This window comes from Pseudomonas phenolilytica (genome assembly GCF_021432765.1).
GTDB classification, from domain to species: Bacteria; Pseudomonadota; Gammaproteobacteria; order Pseudomonadales; family Pseudomonadaceae; genus Stutzerimonas; species Stutzerimonas phenolilytica.
Genome location: NZ_CP058908.1, coordinates 2,974,299 through 2,993,690 on the forward strand (window position 1 = coordinate 2,974,299; position 19,392 = coordinate 2,993,690).

Here is a 19,392-nt window from a genome sequence, read left to right on the forward strand (position 1 = left end):
GCATTCACATCCTGGGTACGAGGTTGAACAGGGCGCCGAGTACGAGGATGTACAGGGCGAGATTGAACAGCGGCGGGTGCCAGACCCAGCGGTAAAAGCCCAGCCGCCGCAGTACCGCGGCGATCACGCTCTTCGCGCCGTAGGCGGCCAGCATCGCCACCAGCAACACCGGCACGTAGACGCCGTAGACATTCAGATGACCGGTCATGCGAAGGCTCCGGCAAGTTCCGCCGCGGACGGCGGCGGTCGCATCGGCACGCTGGCCGGTGCGTGGGGAAACAACGCCAGGCGCAGGCCGTGCAGTGCCTGTGCGGCCTTGCGGGCGATGCGCGTGGGATCGTCCTGCAGCAGCCGCAGCGTGCTCTCCAGGGCCTGCAGCAATTCTTCGGCGGGCGGCAGCTGGCGATGCGCCCGGGCGCAGGCGAGGAAGTGTTCGCGGAGCTGCTGCAGCACCATTTGCACCTGCTGTTCTTTGCCTCGCGTCAGGTGCAGCTCGCGCAGCTCCAGCAGCCGGAAGCACACGCGCAGCTCGCGCGTGGCATCGTTCAGCGCCTGACCGTCGTCGCCCAGCTGGGTGAGGCGCGGCAGCAGCTGCGCGGTGCGATCGACGAAGCTCGAGGCGACCGTCGCGTAATCCCGCTTGCGGCGCGTCACGGCCAGCTCGGCCAGGCTCAGCCAGCCATGCCGTTCCAGCCGGCGCGCCGCCCAGAACGTGCCGAACGGCCGACTCAGGCGCGCCCAGACCAGCGCGAAGATCACGCCGAGCGCGGTCGACAACGCGATGTCGGCGAACAGCTGGAAGTCCGCGCGATAGCTGTCCTGAATGGTGATATTGGAGATCGTCTGCACGGCCACCAGGATCACCGTGCCGGCATGTTGCGGGCGGCCGGCGAGGGTTCCCAGCACCAGCAGCGGCACGGCGAGGAGGGTGGCCAGGCTGCCGAAGTCGTGCACGTTGGGCATCAGCGCGAACAAATAGATGCCCGCCGCGACGGAGGAAAACAGCGTGGCGATCAGAAACGAGCGGATGAATGGGGCCGGATTGTCCTGACTGGCGAAGAAGCATCCGGCTACCGCGGCGATGAAGACGCCGCTGTAGCCGTACTCCCAGCCGGAAACGAACCACAGCATGCAAAGACAGAAGATCGACAGGGCAACCGACGCGGCGGAGAACGCCAGCAGACCGTAATCGTAGTGGCGCGGACCGCCGATCAGCTGCTGCACGTGGTAGCGCAGTGCCGGCGCCGCATCGGCGTGGCCGTCGCGAAACTGCCGGTGCAGATCGAGACAGTCCTGCCAGAGATCGACCAGCGCGCGCAGCTGACGCAGGCCGCTGTCGATCGCCAACGCGTGGGCCGGATGGGTATCGCAGAGCCAGGCGGCCAGTTGCTGGGCGCGCTCGCGCAGCTGTTCGGCGCTCCCGTCCGGCGCATCGCCCTGAATCCACTGATCGACATCCTGCAGGTATTCCTCCAGTTCCGGCAGCAGGCCATGCAGTTCGTCCTGCAGGCGGTGCAAGGCGTCCGCCGCGGAAATCAGCTGCGGCATCAGCATCGCCATGCGTGCACGAAACTCGCGCGCGTGCGTCGCCGACAGATGACTGCTGCTGTCGTAGCTCAGGTGATTGATCATGCCGTCCAGGCCCATCACGTCGACCAGCAGCGCGTTCAGCGCGCGCTGATCGGCCTCGCCAAGGTGCCGCGCATTGAGCATGCGGCTGACGGCGGCACGGCCATCCTGCAACAACAGGCCCATCTTCGCGCCGAGCGTGGTGGCGATACGGCTGGGAAACAGCACGGCATTGACCACACTGGCGCAGACGATCCCCAGCAGGATTTCCTCGGAGCGCGCCAGAGCGACATCGAAGATCGTCGACGGGTGATTGACCTCGGCCAGGCTGACCAGCGGCACCGTGTAGGCAGCCAGCATGAAGATGTAGCTGCGCGGCGAGCGGTCCAGCAATGATAGAAAGAGTAGGGCGCCGATCCACAGCGAGATCACCAGGCTCAGCATCACCGGTTGCTGGGCGAACATCGGCAGCAGTACGACCGACGCCGCCGCACCGAGCAGCGTGCCCAGCGCGCGGTAGATAGCCTTGGAGCGCGTCGCCCCGGAAAGCGGGTGCGACACGACATACACCGAGGCCATCGCCCAGTACGGGTTGTCCAGCGGAATCGCCAGGGCAATGTAGAGCGCGAGCAGGGCAGCAATCAGCGCCTTGGCCGAAAACAGCCATTCGCGCCAGGTCGGCATGGTCATAGCAGGTCTGTTCTGAAGAAGCGCGCGCCGGGGAGGAGGTGACAGGGCGCCACGCAAGCACACAAGAAGTTACATTTAACGCGAATTCGCTATGACAAATTGAACAAGCACTAGGACAATTGCGACCTATCCGGGCGTTCGATGTCGACGTAAACGCCCGTCTTGCTTTGCTGAATCACGACAATGACCAAACGCATACCCAATTACGCGCTGTACGGTCAGGCCGCCTTGCCGAGCTGGCAGAACCTGCTGCATCTGGAGTGGATCAGCACGCGAGGCGAGTCGCATCAGCGCGAAATTCGCCCGCATCAGCACGATTCATTGCTACAGATCGTCTACGTGCGTCGGGGGCACGGCGAGGTTTCGCTGGAAAACAGCCGCATGGCGTTCCAGGCGCCGTGCCTGATCCTGCTGCCGCAACGCACCGTGCATGCGTTTCGCTACAGCGCCGAGACTGACGGCCCGGTCATCACGGTGGCACAGCGGCCGCTCGAGTCGACGGCGCGCATTCTCTCCGCCGATCTGCTGGCATTCCTGCAGCGTCCGGTAGTCGTGGCGTTGCCGTGGCCAGCCGATGGCAGCGAGCCGATCTGGCCGCTATTCGAGCTGATCGAGGCCGAAGCCGAAAGTCAGGCCCCCGGAAGCGTCGCTGCCGGGCAGGCGCTGCTGGCTGCGTTGCTGCTGCGCATCACACGGCTTGAGCGCCCGGCGCCGACACCCATCCAGAGCCGCGGGCGCCGCTCGGCCATGTTGGGGCGGTTTCGCGAGCTGGTCGATGCGCATTATCGTCAGCAGTGGTCGCTCGGCCGCTATGCGGAGGCGCTCGGCGTCACAGTGGCCACGCTGGGGCGTGCCTGTCGCGAACAATTCGGCGAATCGCCAAGCGCAATCGTCAGTGCACGCATCGTCCGCGAAGCGCAACGGCAACTGGCGTACACCAGCCTTGATATCCAACAGATCGCTCGCGACCTAGGCTTTGCCGATGCGGCGTATTTCAGCCGGTTCTTCCGCAAACAGTCCGGCCTCAAACCTAGCGATTTCCGCGCCGCATTCCGTGATGCGCAGTCGTGACGGGCAGAAAGTGGACACGAAGAGACTCAGCATCGCGCTGGATAGCGCGCTGACGCTGTTGTCCCGCCTACAGTCGATATCTATGAGTTCTCATAATCTATATTATGTTAAATAGGATATTTATCTCCATCCTGTCACTTGCGGGAATCCTTGGTAGCCCACAATGATATTGAGCCATCGCTAGCCATCCTCCGCCCTTTGATCCTCATCAACGTTAGATGCCGGCCCATGACGCTGTCCGCTGCACTGCCTCGTGGCGTGCAACTGCGCGTGTTATGTTGCGGCGTCCATTTCACCGGGAGTCTTTCCATGCTGCTTCGCCTATTGACCGCGAGCTGTCTGAGTGCGTTTTGCCTGGCTGCTAACGCCCAGGAGCATCATCATTCATCATCTGCACCCGCTCAGGCCGCAACCGTTTCGGTAAGCCAGGCCTGGTCGCGTGCCATGCCGCCGAGCGCCGCTAACGGTGCGGTTTATTTCGTGCTGGACAATGCGGGCGATCGGGATGATCGGCTGATCGCCGCGCACACGTTGCGCGCGGAGAAAGCCGAGCTGCACACCCATGTGCACGAAGGCGACATGATGCGCATGCAACAGGTGGACTCCGTAGCCGTTCCGGCTGGCGAAACGGTCCGTTTTCAACCCAGCGGCAACCACGTGATGCTGTTCGGTCTGAAGCAACCGTTGGCGGCTGGCGAGCGCTTCGAGCTGACGCTCGAGTTTGAACATGCCGGCCAAATCACCACCGATGTCGATATTCTCGATGAAGCACCGGCCGCGCCGCCGGCTGCCAACCCGCACATGCATCACTGATCGAGTATCGTCGGTCGGGCGCCAGATCGGCGCCCTCCTTTCCTGTGGCTTCGCCCGTTCAGATCGACGCAGGCGTGCGCATGGTGACGAACTCTTCCGCCGCCGTGGGATGAATGCCCACGGTTTCGTCGAATACCCGCTTCGTCGCCCCGGCCTTAAGGGCAACGGCCAGCCCCTGCATGATTTCGCCGGCATCGGGTCCGGCCATGTGGCAACCCAGCACGCGATCGGTTTCGGCATCGACCACCAGCTTCATCAGGCTGCGTTCCAGGCTGTCGGTCATGGTCAGTTTCATCGGACGGAAGCGACTCTCGAAGACGGTGACCTTGCGGCCCTGCTTGCGCGCCTCCTCTTCGGTTAGGCCGACAGTCGCCATGTTCGGCAGGCTGAATACCGCAGTCGGGATGCAGGTGTAGTCCACCGGACGATAATCTTCCGGTTTGAACAAGCGACGCGCCACCGCCATGCCTTCGGCAAGCGCGACTGGTGTCAGCTGCACGCGGCCAATGACGTCGCCGATGGCGAGGATCGATGGAATCGACGTGCGGAACTCGTCGTCGACGGCGATGAAGCCGCGCTCGTCCAGCGCCACCTCGAGCGTGTCGAGCCCCAGTCCGTCGAGCATCGGCCGGCGGCCGGTGGCGTAGAAAATGCAATCCGCTTCCAGCGTCCGGCCGTCCTTGAGTGTCGCCAGCAGGCTGCCGTCCGTTTGCCGATCGATGCGGGCGATATCCGCGTTGAACTGTAGATCGACGCCCTTCTTGATCAGTTCGTCCTTCAGATGATCGCGCAGCGAGCCGTCGAAGCCGCGCAGGAACAACTCGCCGCGATACAGCAGCGAGGTTTGTGCGCCGCAGCCGTGAAAGATCGAAGCGAACTCCACCGCGATGTAGCCGCCACCGACGACCAGTACGCGCCGCGGCAGCACCTCCAGATAGAACGCCTCGTTGGAGGTGATGGCGTGCTCGCGCCCGGGAATGTCCGGCACCTGCGGCCAGCCGCCGGTGGCGATCAGGATGTGTTCGGCGCTGTAGTGCTTGCCGTCCACCTCGACGGTGTGCGCGTCGACCAGGCGCGCATGCGCTTGCAGCAGGGTCACACCGCTGTCGACCAGCAGGTTGTGATAGATGCCGTTGAGGCGCTGGATTTCGCGGTTCTTGTTGGCGATCAGCGACGTCCAGTCGAAGCTCGCGCCCTCGACCGTCCAGCCGTAACTCTGTGCCTGGGCGATGTCTTCGGCGTAGTGCGCGCCGTAGACCAGCAGTTTCTTCGGCACGCAGCCGACGTTGACGCAGGTGCCTCCCAGATAGCGGCTCTCGGCCACGGCAACCCGTGCGCCGAAGCCCGCTGCGAAGCGCGCTGCGCGCACACCGCCGGAGCCGGCGCCGATGACGAATAGATCGAAGTCGTAAGCCATGAGATGTTGTCTCCTTCTAGAGCGGGACAGCATACCCCAGCCATCGCGCACCATCAGCGGAGGAGTGACGCATGCCCCCTACCCTTACCCACATCGCCCTGCATGTGCCGGATCTGGACGCCTGCATCGATTTCTACTCGCGTTTCTGTGGCATGCACGTATTCCACCAACGCGCGGGCAAGGGCTCGCGCATCGTCTGGATGGCCGAGCCCGGAAAGGAGCGCGAGTTCATCTTCGTGATCATGCCGGGTGGACACGACCGCGCGCTGGCGGGCGATGACTACAGCCATTTCGGCTTCGCCCTGGACAGCCGCGCCGCGGTCGATGCGATTGCCGACGAGGCACGTGCGGCTGGTTGTCTGATCTGGGAACCGCGCGATGAACCCTATCCGGTCGGCTATTACTGCGGCCTGCGCGATCCTGCGGGCAACTATGTGGAATTCAGCTACGGGCAGCCGCTCGGTCCCGGTGCGCAGGAATTGCCGGCGCCCTGAAAAACGAATGGGCCACCCGAAGGTGGCCCATTTCGTCCGGCGGCGCGTCGCGTTCTGCGATCAGAACTTGCCGCTCAGGTAGAAGTGCTCGTAGCAGTAGTTGGTCGCGGCGATGTAGCCCTCGGCGCTACCACAGTCGAAACGCTGGCCCTTGAACTTGTAGGCCAGCACGCAACCGTCCTGCGCCTGCTTCATCAGCGCGTCGGTGATCTGGATCTCGCCGCCCTTGCCCGGCTCGGTCTGCTCGATCAGCGCGAAGATGTCCGGTGTCAGGATGTAGCGGCCGATGATCGCCAGGTTGGACGGCGCGTCCTCGGGCTTGGGCTTCTCGACCATGTGGCTGACGCGGAAGATGTCGTCGCGGATCATTTCGCCGGCAATTACACCGTACTTGCTGGTTTCCTCCGGCGGCACTTCCTGGATCGCCACGATCGAGCAGCGGAACTGGTTGTACAGCTTGACCATCTGCGCCAGGACCGGATCGCCGCCGAGGTTGATGCACAGGTCGTCGGCCAGCACCACGGCGAACGGCTCGTCGCCGATCAGCGGACGGCCGCTGAGGATGGCGTGGCCGAGGCCTTTCATTTCAATCTGGCGGGTGTAGGAGAACGTGCATTCGTCGATCAGGCGGCGGATACCGACCAGATACTTCTCCTTGTCGGTGTTGCGAATCTGGTGTTCGAGCTCATAGCTGATATCGAAGTGGTCTTCCAGCGAGCGCTTGCCGCGTCCGGTCACCATCGCGATTTCGGTCAGGCCCGCGGCCAGTGCCTCTTCGACCCCGTATTGGATCAGGGGCTTGTTCACCACCGGCAGCATTTCCTTGGGCATGGCTTTGGTTGCAGGTAGAAAACGCGTGCCATAGCCGGCAGCGGGAAAAAGGCATTTCTTGATCATGTGAGTCCTTGAAATAAAGGTTCCAGTTGATGCACTGCCTTGATAGATAGCAGCTGCCCTCGCGGGGTTCGCCGGAAGCCCGACGCAGAGGCTACGACCATGCAAATCACAGGGGGTTCGCCGGGCTGCGGCAAATCCGAAAGTGCGCCGACCTTGCAACCGCCGGGACTACGCGCAAGCCAACAAACAGTCCCGTTCAGCGGGCGCCACGCTAATGGCTATTGGCCCGTCTGTAAATGCTCTACAGCGGCCTCGTGATACAAAAAAATCCTGCCCCGAACGAGACCGTCAAACCGCGTCGCAAACGGCCTGTTCCGGAAACCGCGCTTAGCTGATCCAGATCAGCGAACACGATGATTTCACTGAAGTTTGTCGTCCGAGTGACGTCAACCGTACGTATCGCAAATATCATATCGCCACTATCGTTGTTGCCCGGCGTGCAGGCCGCCATTTCCCTTTAAAGAACGCGGCTATTAGGCCGATAGCGAGTCTGCAGTCATTTGGCGCCCGCCTTGCCACCGCCCGGCATGTGCGTGCAGCAGTAGATCTAAGGACGAACATGACCAACTCCCCCGCTCCTCGACAACTGTCCGTACAGACCAAGATCAACCTGGCGCTGCTGCTCGTGCTGCTGCTGATCATGTCCGCCTCGCTCTACATCGCGGCCAGTGCCGAGAAGAACCTGGTCCTGCACGTGGTCGAACAGCAGACCAAGGATGCCGCCGACTCCTATTTCGACAGCATCAACACCATGATGCTGACTGGCACGATGGCCCAGCGCGACGTGCTGCGGCAGAAGATTCTCGCCCGTCCCGGTGTGATCGATGCGCGCATCGTGCGCGGCGATGCGGTCATCAAGACCTTCGGCGCCGGTTTTGACCATCAGGCGCCGGCCGATGCTTTGGATCGCAGTGCCCTGGCCGGCAAGGCGATCATGGAGGTCACCAAGCAGAACGGTCGTCGGGTGCTGACCGTGATCAACCCGATCCTGGCTCATGCCGATTATCGCGGCACCAACTGCCTGACCTGTCACCAGGTGGCCGAGAACACGGTGATGGGCGCCGTGCGCATCAGCTACGACCTCAAGGCGCTGGACGCCGAAGTCGAACGCAACATCTGGCTGCTCGGCGGCATCCAGCTGCTCCTGCTGCTGGCCGGCGTTGGCGTGATGATCTACACCGTGCGCCGCGTGATCATCAGCCGCATCCACGCCATGCGCCACACGATGGAAGCGATGACCCGCGACGAAGACCTGAGCCGCAGCGTATCGATCGGTGCGCAGGACGAAATCGGCGCGATGGGCAACGCGTTCAACCGCATGATCGAGAAGTTCCGCCACAGTCTCGAAGCCGTGGCTGGCGTGACGCGCCAGCTGGGCGACGTTTCCGACCGGGTATCCCATGTTGCGGAAAAAACCCTCGGTGCGGTCATGGAGCAGCGCAGCGAGACCGACATGGTCGCCTCGGCGATGAACGAGATGAGCGCCACCGTGCAGGAAGTCGCGCGCAACGCCAACCAGACCGCTACCGCCTCCAACGACGCCGACCTCGAATCCAAATCCGGCGTGCGCGTGGCCAGTGAGGCGCTGGACGGTATCGACACGCTGATCCAGGACATCGAAAAGGCCGCCGTCGTCGTACGCCAGCTCGAAGCGGACAGCGCCAGCATCGATACCGTGGTGGGGGTAATCAACGGCATCGCCGAGCAGACCAACCTGCTGGCCCTGAACGCGGCCATCGAGGCCGCGCGGGCCGGCGAGCAGGGTCGCGGCTTCGCCGTGGTCGCCGACGAGGTGCGCACCCTCGCCTCGCGCACGCAGAAGTCCACCGAGGAAATCCAGCGCATGATCGAGCAGCTGCAACAGGGCGTGGGCAATGCCGTGCAGGCGATGATCGCCGCCCAGTCGCGCGCGCGCTCGGGTTCCGATTGCGTGGCCCGCGCGGCGCAGAGCCTCGGCGCCATCGCCGATGAAGTCGGCACGATCAACGAGATGAATACCCAGATCGCCACCGCTGCCGAGCAGCAGAGCGCGGTTGCCGAGGAGATCAACCGCAACATCACCAACATCAGCCGGATCGCCGACACCACCTCGGCCGATGCCACCCAGACCTCGCAGATCAGCGAGGAACTGGTGCGTCTGGCCGCCGAACTGAACCGTCTGGTCGGCCAGTTCAAGCTCTGAACGCCGAGCGCGGGGCGCCCTGCCCCGCGCCGTGTCTGCGGTGGAAGCGTCGCCCCGGCGTTTGCCGCCAGACTTCTTGATCGGAAACAGTCGGCTCGCGTGCGCGAATCGGCGATAATCCGCGCCAGCCTCTCGGCCGGACCGGCGCATGCCGCGGCCTTCCCCCCCTTTCAACCCGCAAGGTGAAACCGAACATGGACCAAACGCCGAGCTTCAACCGCGCCCTGGTCGAGAAATATGACCGCCCGGGTCCGCGCTACACCTCGTATCCCACCGCGCCGCAGTTTCACCAGGCCTTCGCCGCCGACGACTACCGCAACGCCGCGCGCGCCAGCAACGAGGCGCCTACGCCCAAGCCCCTGTCGGTGTACATCCACATCCCGTTCTGCAAGAGCCTGTGCTACTACTGCGCCTGCAACAAGATCATCACCCACAAGACCGAGCGCGCCGTCGAGTATCTCGAATACCTCAAGCGCGAGATCGCCATGCAGGCCGCGCTGTTCGATCGCTCGCGCAAGCTGACCCAGCTGCACCTGGGCGGCGGCACGCCGACCTATTTCACCAGCGAGCAACTGGCCGACCTGATGGCGACGCTGCACCAGGCGTTCAACATGGACGACAGCGACGATCACGAGTTTTCGCTGGAAGTCGACCCGCGCACCGTCACCCCGGAGCAGATCCACACACTGCGCAAACTGGGCTTCAATCGCTTGAGCTTCGGCGTGCAGGACTTCGATGCCCGCGTGCAGGCCGCAGTCAACCGCATCCAGACCGAGGAGCAGACCCGCGAGCTGGTACAGGCCGCGCGTGATGCGCAGTTCAAGTCGGTCAGCGTCGATCTGATCTACGGCCTGCCGCTGCAGACCGTGGAAAGTTTCAACACCACGCTGAACAAGATCATCGACATCCGCCCGGATCGCATCGCTGCCTACAGCTACGCGCACCTGCCGGACCTGGTGCGCGCGCAGAAGCTGATCCGCCCAGAAGACATGCCGCCGCCCGAGCGCAAGCTGGAGTTGCTGGAGCTGACCATCCAGCGCCTGACCGCGGCTGGCTACGTCTACATCGGCATGGACCACTTCTCGCTGCCGGATGACGAACTGACCCTCGCACGCGCCAATGGCACGCTGCAGCGCAATTTTCAGGGCTATTCGACCCATGCCGACTGCGACCTGATCGGTCTCGGCATTTCCTCGATCGGCAAGGTCGGCGACAGCTACAGCCAGAACGTCAAGGAGCTTTCGCAGTACTACGCGCGTCTGAACGAGGGCATCCTGCCGGTGCAGCGCGGCTACCAGCTCAGCGCCGACGACCGACTGCGCCGCGACGTGATCATCTCGCTGATGTGCCACGGTCGCATTGATTACGCGGCGATCGAGCGCAAGCATGGCATCCACTTCCGCGAATACTTCGCCGATTCGCTGGCCCAGCTGGCCGAGCATGTCGCCGATGGCCTGGTGGAATTGCGTGACGACGCATTGATCCTGCTGCCGCAAGGGCAGCTGATGATGCGCAACGTCGCCATGGCCTTCGACGCCTACCTCGGCGGCGAGCAGCGCGGACGTTTCTCGCGCACCGTCTGAGTCCTGTGCACGAAGCGGGCGTCTGCCCGCTTCGTCTCTCCGCCGATCGTTCCGGCGTTGCCAAAACACGTCATAACTGGATAAATAGCCAGTCTTAAGCCGGGCGCCTCCGCCCCGTGTGAGCAGACGTGCGATGCGCCAGCCTCTGGAAAATCCCTTCTACTACCTCGACAACTTCGAGCGCGTGCTTGCCTGGGTCGGTCAGCATCACGGCGACCTGCTGGACGAGGACGAGCGTGCCTTTCTGGACGCTTTCCCTCAGTTGCCGCGGCCCTCGCGGGCGCTGCTGGTGCGCATGGTGATGCGCAAGGGCGAACTGTTTCGTGCGAGCAAGCTGCGCTACACCGAGATCGGCTGCGCGTTGCAGGCGAGCGAACCGCTGATTGCGCGCGGCTGGGTCGATCCCGTGCCGGCGCTGGCTCTGGAGCAGCTGTTTGCGTTGCTCAAGAAGGACGAACTGTTACAGGTCTTCGATTCCGCCGCCGGACGGCGTATGCGCAAACCCGAGCTGCTGGACTGTCTGCGCGCCAGCCATGCCAGCGCGCAGACGCTGCACCAATGGCATCCCGCACTGGATGACCGGATCTTCGCCTTACGCATCAGCGCATTCAGCGAACGTCTGCGGTTGATGTTCTTCGGCAACGCCCATCAGGACTGGTCGGAATTCGTCCTGGCCGACCTCGGCATCCATCGCTACGAGCAGGTGCCCTTCTCGCCCGCCTCACGGGCCTTCGCCAGTCGCGCGGAGGTGGATGCCTACCTGCACATGCAGCATTGCCGCGAACGCTTCGATGCCAGCGAGCCGCTGGCGGAGCTGCTCGCCGATGTCCCCGCGCAGGCCTTCGCCAATCCCTGGCTGGAGAGTCGGCGCGGAAAATTGCTCCTGCGCATCGGCCAGCAGCTGGAACGCCAGGGCGCATTCGAGCAAGCGCTGCGCGTCCATGCGGGCAACGGCTATCCCGGTGCGCGCGAGCGGGCCATTCGCGTGCTCGAACGTTGCGGGCAGCCGGAGGCCGCGCTGACGCTCGCATTGCAAGCCGCCGCCGCACCGGAATCCGAGAACGAAGCCCAGCAACTGGCGCGCATCCTGCCGCGCCTGCAGCGCAGCCTCGGCTTGCAGCCTGCAGCGCAACGGCGTTCGGCGACGGTGGAGCGCATCGACCTGCTGCTGCCGCACCCGGCGGGTGCCGTCCGTGTGGAGCAGGCGGTGCGCGTCCACCTGAGCACTAGCGACGCGCCCGTGCATTACGTGGAAAACACCCTGCTCGGTTCGCTGTTCGGCTTGCTGTGCTGGGACGCGCTGTTCGCGCCGCTGCCGGGCGCGTTCTTCCATCCGTTCCATTGGGCGCCGGCGGACCTCGAGCGCGCCGATTTCCATCAGCGTCGCGCCGAGCTGTTCGGCGGCTGTCTTGCTCATCTGGATGGTGACGGCTATCGCGAGTGCATCCACCGCGCCTTCCGCGCGAAGTACGGCATCCACAACGCCTTCGTCAGCTGGGGCATGCTCGATGAGGCGCTGCTGCAGCAGGCGTTGGACTGTCTGCCGGCCGCGCACCTCAAGCTGATCTTCCAACGCATGCTCGCCGACATCGGCAGCAATCGCAGCGGTCTGCCCGACCTGATCCAGTTCTGGCCGGCCGAGCGGCGCTACCGGATGATCGAAGTCAAAGGCCCTGGCGACCGCCTGCAGGACAACCAGCTGCGCTGGCTGGCCTTCGCCGATGAGCACGGCCTGCCGCTCAGCGTGTGCTACGTGCAGTGGGCGGAAAGCGCAGCGTGAACTATCGGATTGCCGTGCGGGCACTCTGCGAGTTCACCGCCAAGCAGGGCGATCTGGACTTACGCTTCACGCCCTCGCCCACCGCGCTGGAAGGCATCGCCGGTCACGCTCAGGTCACCGCCCGCCGGGGCGCGGGCTACGAGCGCGAAGTCGCCCTGGAAGGCACCTACGGTACGCTTACCGTGCGCGGCCGGGCCGATGGCTACGATCCGCAGCGCAACCGTCTGGAGGAGATCAAGACGTTCCGCGGCGACCTCTCCCGCCAGCCGGCCAACCATCGCCTGCTGCATTGGGCGCAAGCCAAGGTCTACGGCTGGCTGCTCTGCCAAACGCGGGGACTGGCGGAAATCGAGCTGGCGCTGGTGTATTTCGACGTGCTCAGCCAGAAGGAAACGCTGCTGATCGAACGCCATCGTGCTGACGAACTGCGCCAGTTCTTCGAGGCCCAGTGCATGCGCTTCCTCGCCTGGGCCGAGCAGGAACTGGCCCACCGCGCGCAGCGCGATCTGGCGTTACATGCGCTGAAATTCCCCTATGGTGAATTCCGCCAGGGCCAGCGTCAGCTAGCCGAAGCGACATACAAGGCCGCCTGCACCGGCACCGTGTTGATGGCGCAGGCCCCGACCGGCATCGGCAAGACGCTGGGCACGTTGTTCCCGCTGCTCAAGGCGATGCCAGGCCAGCAGCTGGACAAGCTGTTCTTCCTTGCCGCCAAGACCTCGGGGCGACGCCTGGCGCTGGACGCACTGCAGACGTTGCAGCGCACTGGCGCGGACGAGGTGCGCGTGCTGGAGCTCATTGCCCGCGACAAGGCCTGCGAGCATCCGGACAAGGCCTGCCACGGCGAGTCCTGTCCGCTGGCGCGCGGCTTCTATGACCGGCTGCCGGTGGCGCGACAAGCCGCGCTGGCGCACCCGCAGCTGGATCAGACGACGCTGCGCGAGGTGGCGCTGGCGCACGATGTCTGTCCTTACTACCTCAGCCAGGAAATGGCGCGCTGGGCTGACGTGGTGATCGGCGATTACAACTACTACTTCGACGTCAGCGCGCTGCTCCACGGGCTGACGCTGACCAATCAGTGGCGTGCCTGCGTGCTGGTGGATGAAGCGCACAACCTCCTCGAGCGCGCTCGGAGCATGTACAGCGCCGAGTTGGATCAACGAGATTTCAAAGGCTTGCGAGCCAAAGCTCCTGCAAAACTGCACAAATCGCTCAGCCGTATTCAGCGCTGTTGGAACGAGCTGCACCGCGACCAGACCGGCGAGTATCGCGTGCTGGCGGAACTGCCGCAAAAGCTGATCGGCGCGCTGCAGCAACTGGTTAGCGCCGTTACCGATTACCTGGGCGAGAACCCCACCGGGGTGGACGCCGCCATACTCAACGCCTACTTCCAGGCCATGCATCTGTGCCGGATGGCTGAACTGTTCGGCGAGCACTCGCTGGTCGATTGCACATTACTGCCCGCGGGCGGTTCGGCTCGTGGCAAGGCTTCGCGGTTGTGCCTGCGCAATGTGATCCCGGCGCCGTTCCTCGCGCCGCGGCTGGCGCAGGCGCGCGCCTGCGTGCTGTTTTCCGCCACGCTCAGCCCGCGTCGGTTCTACGCCGACACCCTGGGGGTGCCGACCAGCAGTGTCTGGATCGACGTGGACTCGCCGTTTCGTGGTGAGCAGCTGCAGGTGCAGCTGGCGCGGCATATCTCCACCCGCTACCAGGACCGCGAGCGTTCCCTGGCGCCGATCGTTGCGCTGCTGGCTGAGCAGTATCGTCGGCGGCCGGGCAATTACCTGGCGTTCTTCAGCAGCTTCGACTACCTGCATCAGGTCGCCGCGCTGCTCGCCGAATGCCATCCCGACGTGCCGATCTGGCAGCAAACCCGCGGCATGCAGGAGAGCGCCCGCGAGGCTTTTCTTGCGCGCTTCGAGGCGAACGGACGTGGTATCGGCTTCGCCGTGCTCGGCGGTGCGTTCGCCGAAGGCATCGACCTGCCGGGCAATCGGCTGATCGGCGCGTTCGTCGCGACCCTTGGTCTGCCACAGGTCAACCCGGTCAACGAACAGCTCAAGGCGCGTATGGAGGCGGTATTCGGCAACGGCTATGACTACACCTATCTCTACCCCGGCCTGCAGAAGGTGGTGCAGGCTGCCGGTCGAGTGATTCGCACCACCCAGGACGAAGGCGTCATCCACCTGATCGACGATCGTTTTGCCCGCACACAGGTACGCCGCCTGTTGCCGTCGTGGTGGGAAATCGGCAGATAAAGCTGCTGCTAGATATGAAGTTTCACATCAAGATAACGGCATAACATATTGAGTTAACGACTAATAGTTTTCGGCTATTCCTGCGGATCGTAAACGCATAGGCCGTCGGGGGATCGCTTCTATACTCGAATCGAACCCATCGGAGGATACCGCCATGCGTCGCCTTATCAGTTTCACCGTTGCCGCTCTCTTCAGTGCCCCGCTCTGGGCCATGCATTGTCCGATGGACATGGCCAAGATCGACGAACAGCTCGCCGCCAATCCGCCCAGCGACGCTACCACCCTCGAACGCGTCAAGCAGTTGCGCGCCGAGGGCGAGCAACTGCACAACGCCGGCGATCACGCCCAGTCGGTCAAAGTGCTCGGCGAAGCGCTCGACCTGCTGGGCGTCAAATCCTGAGCCGCAAGCGCCCTGGCAATTACTTGCCGGGGCGCACTCTCACAGCTTGGCGATCGACACTTCGGTCGATTTGACAAACGCGATCACCTCGCTGCCGATCCCAAGCTCCAGCTCGCGCACCGAGCGCGTGGTGATCACTGAGGTGACGATGCCTGCCGCGGTCTGCACGTCGATTTCCGACAGCACGTCGCCCTGGACGATCTCGCGAATGGTGCCCCTGAATTGATTGCGTACGTTGATGGCCTTTATGGTCATGGTGTTGCTCCGTCTGAGTAGTCGGGTTGGAGATGGGTCAGAGCGCCCAGCGCAGTTGCGTGGGCAAGGGTGAAACGGGTTCGGCCCGTGGCGGCAGTTCCGGCAGCGCGAGTACGCGGTTGAGCACCTGTTCTTCCAGCGCGGCGAGGCTGGCCGAGCCGCGATTGCGCGGGCGTCGGATATTCACGGCGAGATCCAGGCCGATCTGGCCGTCCTCGATGAGAATCACCCGGTCCGCGATTGCCACCGCCTCGCTGACATCGTGAGTAACCAGCAACACGGTAAAACCGTGCCGCTGCCACAACCGCTCGATCAGCTGCTGCATCTCGATACGGGTCAGCGCGTCCAGCGCGCCGAGCGGCTCGTCGAGCAGCAGCAGGCGCGGCTGATGGATCAGCGCGCGGGCCAGCGCCACACGCTGCTTCTGCCCGCCGGACAGTGCCGCGGGCCAGTCGTTGGCGCGCTCGGCGAGCCCTACCGCCGCCAGCGCATCGGCCGCTTGCGACCGCCAGTCGCCGCTCAGACCGAGGCCGACGTTGTCGATCACCCGCTTCCACGGCAACAGACGGGCGTCCTGGAACATCAGCCGAATGGCGTCGCGCGCGGTGCCAAGCGAGTCAGTGTCGGCGCCGAGCGAACCACGGCTGGGTTGTTCTAGCCCGGCCAGCAAGCGCAGCAGCGTGCTCTTGCCGCAACCGCTGCGCCCGACCACGGCGACGAACTGCCCGGCCGGAATCTGCAGATCGATGCCCCTGAGCACCTCGCGCTGGTCGAAGGCCTTGCCGACGCCCTCGATGGTCAACGGGATGCCGCCGGGCGCAGCGCTCTGCTGGATACGATGCAATGCGGTCATTGCGCACCTGCCTTGGTCTGATAGGCCGGGTGCCAGCGCAGCCACGAGCGTTCCAGCGCGCGCGCCGCAAGGTCGGCCAGCTTGCCGAGCACGGCATAGAGCAGGATCGCCAGCACCACCACGTCGGTCTGCAGGAACTCGCGGGCGTTCATCGCCAGATAGCCGATACCGGCGCTCGCCGAGATGGTTTCGGCGACGATCAGCGTCAGCCACATGAAGCCGAGCGCGAAGCGCACGCCGACCAGAATCGACGGCAGCGCGCCGGGCAGGATCACCTGGCGGAACAGCGCGAAGCCGGATAGCCCATAGCTGCGCGCCATTTCCACCAGCCCGGCATCGACGCTGCGGATGCCGTGATAGGTGTTCAGGTAGATGGGGAACAGCGTGCCGAGCGCAACGAGGAAGATCTTTGCGCTCTCGTCGATGCCGAACCACAGGATAACCAGCGGAATCAGCGCCAGATGCGGCACGTTGCGGATCATCTGTACCGAGCTGTCGAGCAGGCGCTCGCCCCAGTTCGACAGGCCGGTGATGAAGCCCAGCGCCAGGCCGATACCGCCGCCGATGGCGAAGCCGATGCCAGCGCGCCAACCGCTGATGGCCAGATGGGTCCAGAGATCGCCGCTGGCGATCAGCGTCCAGCCCGCCGCCACCACCGCGCTCGGTGCCGGCAGGATGCGCGTGGACAGCAACCCGAAGGCCACCGCGCCCTGCCAGGCCGCCAGTAACGCCAAAGGCAGCAGCCAGGGGGCCAGACGCTGGCCGAAAGAATGAAGGGTCATAGTTTGCTCCGTTCTGCTCATGCACTTCGTAGGCTGGAAATCGCGCAATTCGCTTTTCCAGCGCCAGGTGGGAAAGACCTGCGGTCGTTTCCCACCCCACGTAGTCCGTATCGATTCAACTGGCCGCCGCGCTTTTGGGCAGGATGTCGCTGGAGATCATTTCGCCGAACGGGCTGACATAGCCGCGGCTTTCCGGCCGCTGCGGCTGGGCGATATCCAGATGCGGGAACAGCAGCTCGGCGACGCGGTAGCTCTCCTCCAGATGCGGATAGCCGGAGAAGACGAACGTATCGATGCCCAGCTCGGCGTATTCCCGGACCCGCGCGGCCACGGTGGGGCCGTCGCCGACCAGTGCCGTGCCGGCACCGCCGCGCACCAGACCGACCCCGGCCCAGAGATTCGGCGCCACCACCAGCCGGTCCCTGCGCCCACCATGCAGCGCGGCCATGCGCTGCTGGCCGACCGAATCGAAGCGCGCCAGCGAGGCCTGCGCCTTGGCGATGGTGTCGTCGTCGAGATGGCTGATAAGCCGCTCGGCGGCGGCCCAGGCCTCGTCGTTGGTTTCGCGCACGATCACATGCAGGCGGATGCCGAACCGCACGGCGCGACCGTGCCGCGCGGCGCGTTTACGCACATCGGCGATCTTCTCGGCGACGGCGTCCAGCGGCTCGCCCCAGGTCAGATACAGCTCGACCTGCTCGGCCGCCAGCTCATGCGCGGCCTCGGACGAGCCGCCGAAGTACAGCGGCGGGCGCGGCTGCTGGATGGGCGGATAGAGCAGCTTGGCGCCCTTGACCTGAAGGTGCTTGCCGTCCAGGTCGACGGTCTCGCCCTCCAGCACGCGGCGCCAGATGCGCGTGAATTCGACGGCGGCCTCATAGCGTTCGGCGTGGCTCAGATTCAGCCCGTCGGCTGCCAGCTCGTCAGGGTCACCGCCGGTGACCAGATTGAACAGCGCACGGCCGTTGGAAAGCCGGTCCAGGGTCGCCGCCTGCCGCGCTGCGACGGTCGGTGAGATGATTCCCGGACGCAGGGCGACGAGGAATTTCAGACGCTGCGTCACCGGGATCAGCGAGGCGGCGACCAGCCAGGAATCCTCGCAGGAGCGTCCGGTGGGGATCAGCACGCCACCGAAACCTAGGCGGTCGGCAGCCTGGGCGATCTGCGTGAGGTAGCCGTGGTCGACCGCGCGAGCGCCTTCCGCCGTGCCTAGGTAGTTACCGTCGCCGTGGGTCGGCAGGAACCAGAAGATGTTAAGACTCATGGGAATGCTCCATATCCATTGGGGTGCGCGACGTCTGCGCCGCGCGAAAAACTCGGTGGAGATGTGTTATTCGGCGTGCTGGGCGATGCGTTTGGGCGGCGTCCAGACGACGCTCTCGATAACCAGCTGTCTGGGAATCAGCTTGAGCGCTGTGAAGGTGTCGGCGATGGCCTGCTGCGCGCGCACCACCTCCGGCGTGATCGGCCGCGCACCATAGCCCTGACGGATCACCGCCTTGCGGGTGATCTCGCTCGGCAGGCCAAGCAGTGGCGCAACCTGCGCGGTGGCTTCGTCGACGTTGTCCTCGACCCACTCGCCGATATCGCGGATTTCCTCGACCAGCACACCGAGCACCGCGGGATTGCGCTCGGCGAAGGGCCGTGCGGCGAGGTAGAACTGGTGATTGCTGACCAGGCCCTGGCCGTCACGCAGGGTACGCGCCTGCAACTGTTGCTCTGCGGCAGCCTGGAATGGATCCCAGATCACCCAGGCATCCACGCTGCCACGCTCGAAGGCGGCGCGGGCATCGGCCGGCGGCAGATAGATTGGCTGGATATCGGTGTAGCTCAGCCCCGCCGATTGCAACGCGCGCACCAGCAGGTAGTGCACGTTGGAGCCCTTGTTCAGGGCGATCTTCTTGCCTTTGAGTTCGGCCAGCGAGCGGATCGGCGAATCCTTGGGCAGCAGGATTGCCTCGCCACTCGGCGCCGGGGGTTCATGCGCGACGTAGAGCAAATCGGCACCGGCGGCTTGGGCGAATACCGGCGGGGTTTCACCGGTTACGCCGAAGTCAATGGAACCGACATTGAGTCCTTCGAGCAGCTGCGGGCCGCCAGGAAACTCCGTCCATTGCACGGTGAAGCCCTGCTCGGCAAGCCGTTTTTCCAGCGTGCCGCGAGCCTTGAGCAGCACCAACGTGCCGTACTTCTGATAGCCGATACGCAGGACGTGGTCCGCTTGCGGCTGGGCCTGAGCCTGAGTGATGGCGCCGAAGGAAATGGCCGCGGCAAACAGGGCGACCAGTCCTCGACGCAAGGTATTGGTGCGCATGGCACTCTCCTTTGCAGTCTGGGTTTGGATTTAC

General features: G+C 64.4%; 17 protein-coding genes. 8 read left to right on the forward strand and 9 right to left on the reverse strand.

Annotation, left to right across the window (positions count from 1 at the left end; genetic code table 11):
- Nucleotides 1–4: 4 nt before the first annotated feature.
- Both HU825_RS14285 and HU825_RS14290 read right to left on the reverse strand, forming a co-directional pair.
- Entirely contained in the window at nt 5–208 is a 204-nt protein-coding gene (locus HU825_RS14285) for a DUF1656 domain-containing protein (RefSeq protein ID WP_043296772.1), read from the reverse strand.
- Nucleotides 205–2,259, reverse strand: coding sequence for an FUSC family protein (locus HU825_RS14290; protein ID WP_234302297.1), 2,055 nt, complete (start codon nt 2,257–2,259; stop codon nt 205–207). Before HU825_RS14290 ends, HU825_RS14285 begins: the two co-directional genes overlap by 4 nt.
- 183 nt (nt 2,260–2,442) lie before the next feature.
- Between HU825_RS14290 and HU825_RS14295 the strand changes: the two genes are divergently transcribed.
- Both HU825_RS14295 and HU825_RS14300 read left to right on the forward strand, forming a co-directional pair.
- Nucleotides 2,443–3,330 (forward strand): helix-turn-helix domain-containing protein, encoded by an 888-nt coding sequence (locus tag HU825_RS14295; RefSeq protein ID WP_234302298.1) that lies wholly within the window; start codon nt 2,443–2,445, stop codon nt 3,328–3,330.
- Between the two features lie 309 nt (nt 3,331–3,639).
- Nucleotides 3,640–4,143 (forward strand): copper chaperone PCu(A)C, encoded by a 504-nt coding sequence (locus HU825_RS14300; protein ID WP_102828453.1) that lies wholly within the window; start codon nt 3,640–3,642, stop codon nt 4,141–4,143.
- Between the two features lie 58 nt (nt 4,144–4,201).
- Here HU825_RS14300 and gorA read toward each other — a convergent pair whose 3' ends face one another.
- On the reverse strand, nt 4,202–5,560 hold the full coding sequence (gene gorA, locus HU825_RS14305) for a glutathione-disulfide reductase (protein ID WP_234302299.1): 1,359 nt from the start codon (nt 5,558–5,560) through the stop codon (nt 4,202–4,204).
- 71 nt (nt 5,561–5,631) lie between these two features.
- Here gorA and HU825_RS14310 point away from each other — a divergent pair, with 71 nt between their 5' ends.
- Nucleotides 5,632–6,054: a VOC family protein gene (locus HU825_RS14310; RefSeq protein ID WP_077683275.1), complete on the forward strand. Its 423-nt coding sequence runs from the start codon at nt 5,632–5,634 to the stop codon at nt 6,052–6,054.
- 60 nt (nt 6,055–6,114) lie between these two features.
- Here HU825_RS14310 and galU read toward each other — a convergent pair whose 3' ends face one another.
- Nucleotides 6,115–6,951: a UTP--glucose-1-phosphate uridylyltransferase GalU gene (gene galU, locus HU825_RS14315; RefSeq protein WP_043296762.1), complete on the reverse strand. Its 837-nt coding sequence runs from the start codon at nt 6,949–6,951 to the stop codon at nt 6,115–6,117.
- Nucleotides 6,952–8,428: 1,477 nt separating this feature from the next.
- On the opposite strand from galU, the gene HU825_RS18910 reads away from it, so the two are divergent.
- From HU825_RS18910 to HU825_RS14340, 5 genes are all read left to right on the forward strand, one after another.
- Nucleotides 8,429–9,133: a methyl-accepting chemotaxis protein gene (locus HU825_RS18910; protein ID WP_431978474.1), complete on the forward strand. Its 705-nt coding sequence runs from the start codon at nt 8,429–8,431 to the stop codon at nt 9,131–9,133.
- Nucleotides 9,134–9,327: 194 nt separating this feature from the next.
- A complete protein-coding gene (gene hemN, locus HU825_RS14325; RefSeq protein ID WP_138299900.1) occupies nt 9,328–10,716 on the forward strand; it encodes an oxygen-independent coproporphyrinogen III oxidase in 1,389 nt (462 codons plus the stop codon).
- Nucleotides 10,717–10,849: 133 nt separating this feature from the next.
- Nucleotides 10,850–12,496 (forward strand): VRR-NUC domain-containing protein, encoded by a 1,647-nt coding sequence (locus HU825_RS14330; RefSeq protein ID WP_234302300.1) that lies wholly within the window; start codon nt 10,850–10,852, stop codon nt 12,494–12,496.
- Complete coding sequence (locus HU825_RS14335) at nt 12,493–14,754, forward strand: ATP-dependent DNA helicase (protein ID WP_234302301.1); 2,262 nt, start codon at nt 12,493–12,495, stop codon at nt 14,752–14,754. The genes HU825_RS14330 and HU825_RS14335 overlap by 4 nt, the downstream gene beginning before the upstream one ends.
- 154 nt (nt 14,755–14,908) lie before the next feature.
- Nucleotides 14,909–15,154, forward strand: a complete 246-nt coding sequence (locus tag HU825_RS14340; RefSeq protein ID WP_008568717.1) for a hypothetical protein — start codon at nt 14,909–14,911, stop codon at nt 15,152–15,154.
- 39 nt (nt 15,155–15,193) lie between these two features.
- Here HU825_RS14340 and HU825_RS14345 read toward each other — a convergent pair whose 3' ends face one another.
- The 5 genes from HU825_RS14345 to HU825_RS14365 all read right to left on the reverse strand — a co-directional run bounded on the left by HU825_RS14345 (nt 15,194) and on the right by HU825_RS14365 (nt 19,358).
- The gene (locus HU825_RS14345) at nt 15,194–15,409 is read right to left on the reverse strand and encodes a TOBE domain-containing protein (protein WP_008568716.1); all 216 of its coding nucleotides are present in this window, start codon (nt 15,407–15,409) and stop codon (nt 15,194–15,196) included.
- 37 nt (nt 15,410–15,446) lie between these two features.
- The gene (gene ssuB, locus HU825_RS14350; protein ID WP_234302302.1) at nt 15,447–16,262 is read right to left on the reverse strand and encodes an aliphatic sulfonates ABC transporter ATP-binding protein; all 816 of its coding nucleotides are present in this window, start codon (nt 16,260–16,262) and stop codon (nt 15,447–15,449) included.
- Nucleotides 16,259–17,044, reverse strand: a complete 786-nt coding sequence (gene ssuC, locus HU825_RS14355; RefSeq protein ID WP_234302303.1) for an aliphatic sulfonate ABC transporter permease SsuC — start codon at nt 17,042–17,044, stop codon at nt 16,259–16,261. The genes ssuB and ssuC overlap by 4 nt, the downstream gene beginning before the upstream one ends.
- Before the next feature lie 115 nt (nt 17,045–17,159).
- On the reverse strand, nt 17,160–18,308 hold the full coding sequence (gene ssuD / locus HU825_RS14360) for an FMNH2-dependent alkanesulfonate monooxygenase (protein WP_234302304.1): 1,149 nt from the start codon (nt 18,306–18,308) through the stop codon (nt 17,160–17,162).
- Nucleotides 18,309–18,374: 66 nt separating this feature from the next.
- On the reverse strand, nt 18,375–19,358 hold the full coding sequence (locus HU825_RS14365; protein ID WP_008568711.1) for a sulfonate ABC transporter substrate-binding protein: 984 nt from the start codon (nt 19,356–19,358) through the stop codon (nt 18,375–18,377).
- Between the last annotated feature and the right edge of the window lie 34 nt (nt 19,359–19,392).

Coding starts and splice junctions, on each gene's coding strand:
- HU825_RS14285 (WP_043296772.1), bottom strand. CDS start 208: ATGACCGGTCATCTGAATGTCTACGGCGTCTACGTGCCGGTGTTGCTG.
- HU825_RS14290 (WP_234302297.1), bottom strand. CDS start 2,259: ATGACCATGCCGACCTGGCGCGAATGGCTGTTTTCGGCCAAGGCGCTG.
- HU825_RS14295 (WP_234302298.1), top strand. CDS start 2,443: ATGACCAAACGCATACCCAATTACGCGCTGTACGGTCAGGCCGCCTTG.
- HU825_RS14300 (WP_102828453.1), top strand. CDS start 3,640: ATGCTGCTTCGCCTATTGACCGCGAGCTGTCTGAGTGCGTTTTGCCTG.
- gorA (WP_234302299.1), bottom strand. CDS start 5,560: ATGGCTTACGACTTCGATCTATTCGTCATCGGCGCCGGCTCCGGCGGT.
- HU825_RS14310 (WP_077683275.1), top strand. CDS start 5,632: ATGCCCCCTACCCTTACCCACATCGCCCTGCATGTGCCGGATCTGGAC.
- galU (WP_043296762.1), bottom strand. CDS start 6,951: ATGATCAAGAAATGCCTTTTTCCCGCTGCCGGCTATGGCACGCGTTTT.
- HU825_RS18910 (WP_431978474.1), top strand. CDS start 8,429: ATGAGCGCCACCGTGCAGGAAGTCGCGCGCAACGCCAACCAGACCGCT.
- hemN (WP_138299900.1), top strand. CDS start 9,328: ATGGACCAAACGCCGAGCTTCAACCGCGCCCTGGTCGAGAAATATGAC.
- HU825_RS14330 (WP_234302300.1), top strand. CDS start 10,850: ATGCGCCAGCCTCTGGAAAATCCCTTCTACTACCTCGACAACTTCGAG.
- HU825_RS14340 (WP_008568717.1), top strand. CDS start 14,909: ATGCGTCGCCTTATCAGTTTCACCGTTGCCGCTCTCTTCAGTGCCCCG.
- HU825_RS14345 (WP_008568716.1), bottom strand. CDS start 15,409: ATGACCATAAAGGCCATCAACGTACGCAATCAATTCAGGGGCACCATT.
- ssuB (WP_234302302.1), bottom strand. CDS start 16,262: ATGACCGCATTGCATCGTATCCAGCAGAGCGCTGCGCCCGGCGGCATC.
- ssuC (WP_234302303.1), bottom strand. CDS start 17,044: ATGACCCTTCATTCTTTCGGCCAGCGTCTGGCCCCCTGGCTGCTGCCT.
- ssuD (WP_234302304.1), bottom strand. CDS start 18,308: ATGAGTCTTAACATCTTCTGGTTCCTGCCGACCCACGGCGACGGTAAC.
- HU825_RS14365 (WP_008568711.1), bottom strand. CDS start 19,358: ATGCGCACCAATACCTTGCGTCGAGGACTGGTCGCCCTGTTTGCCGCG.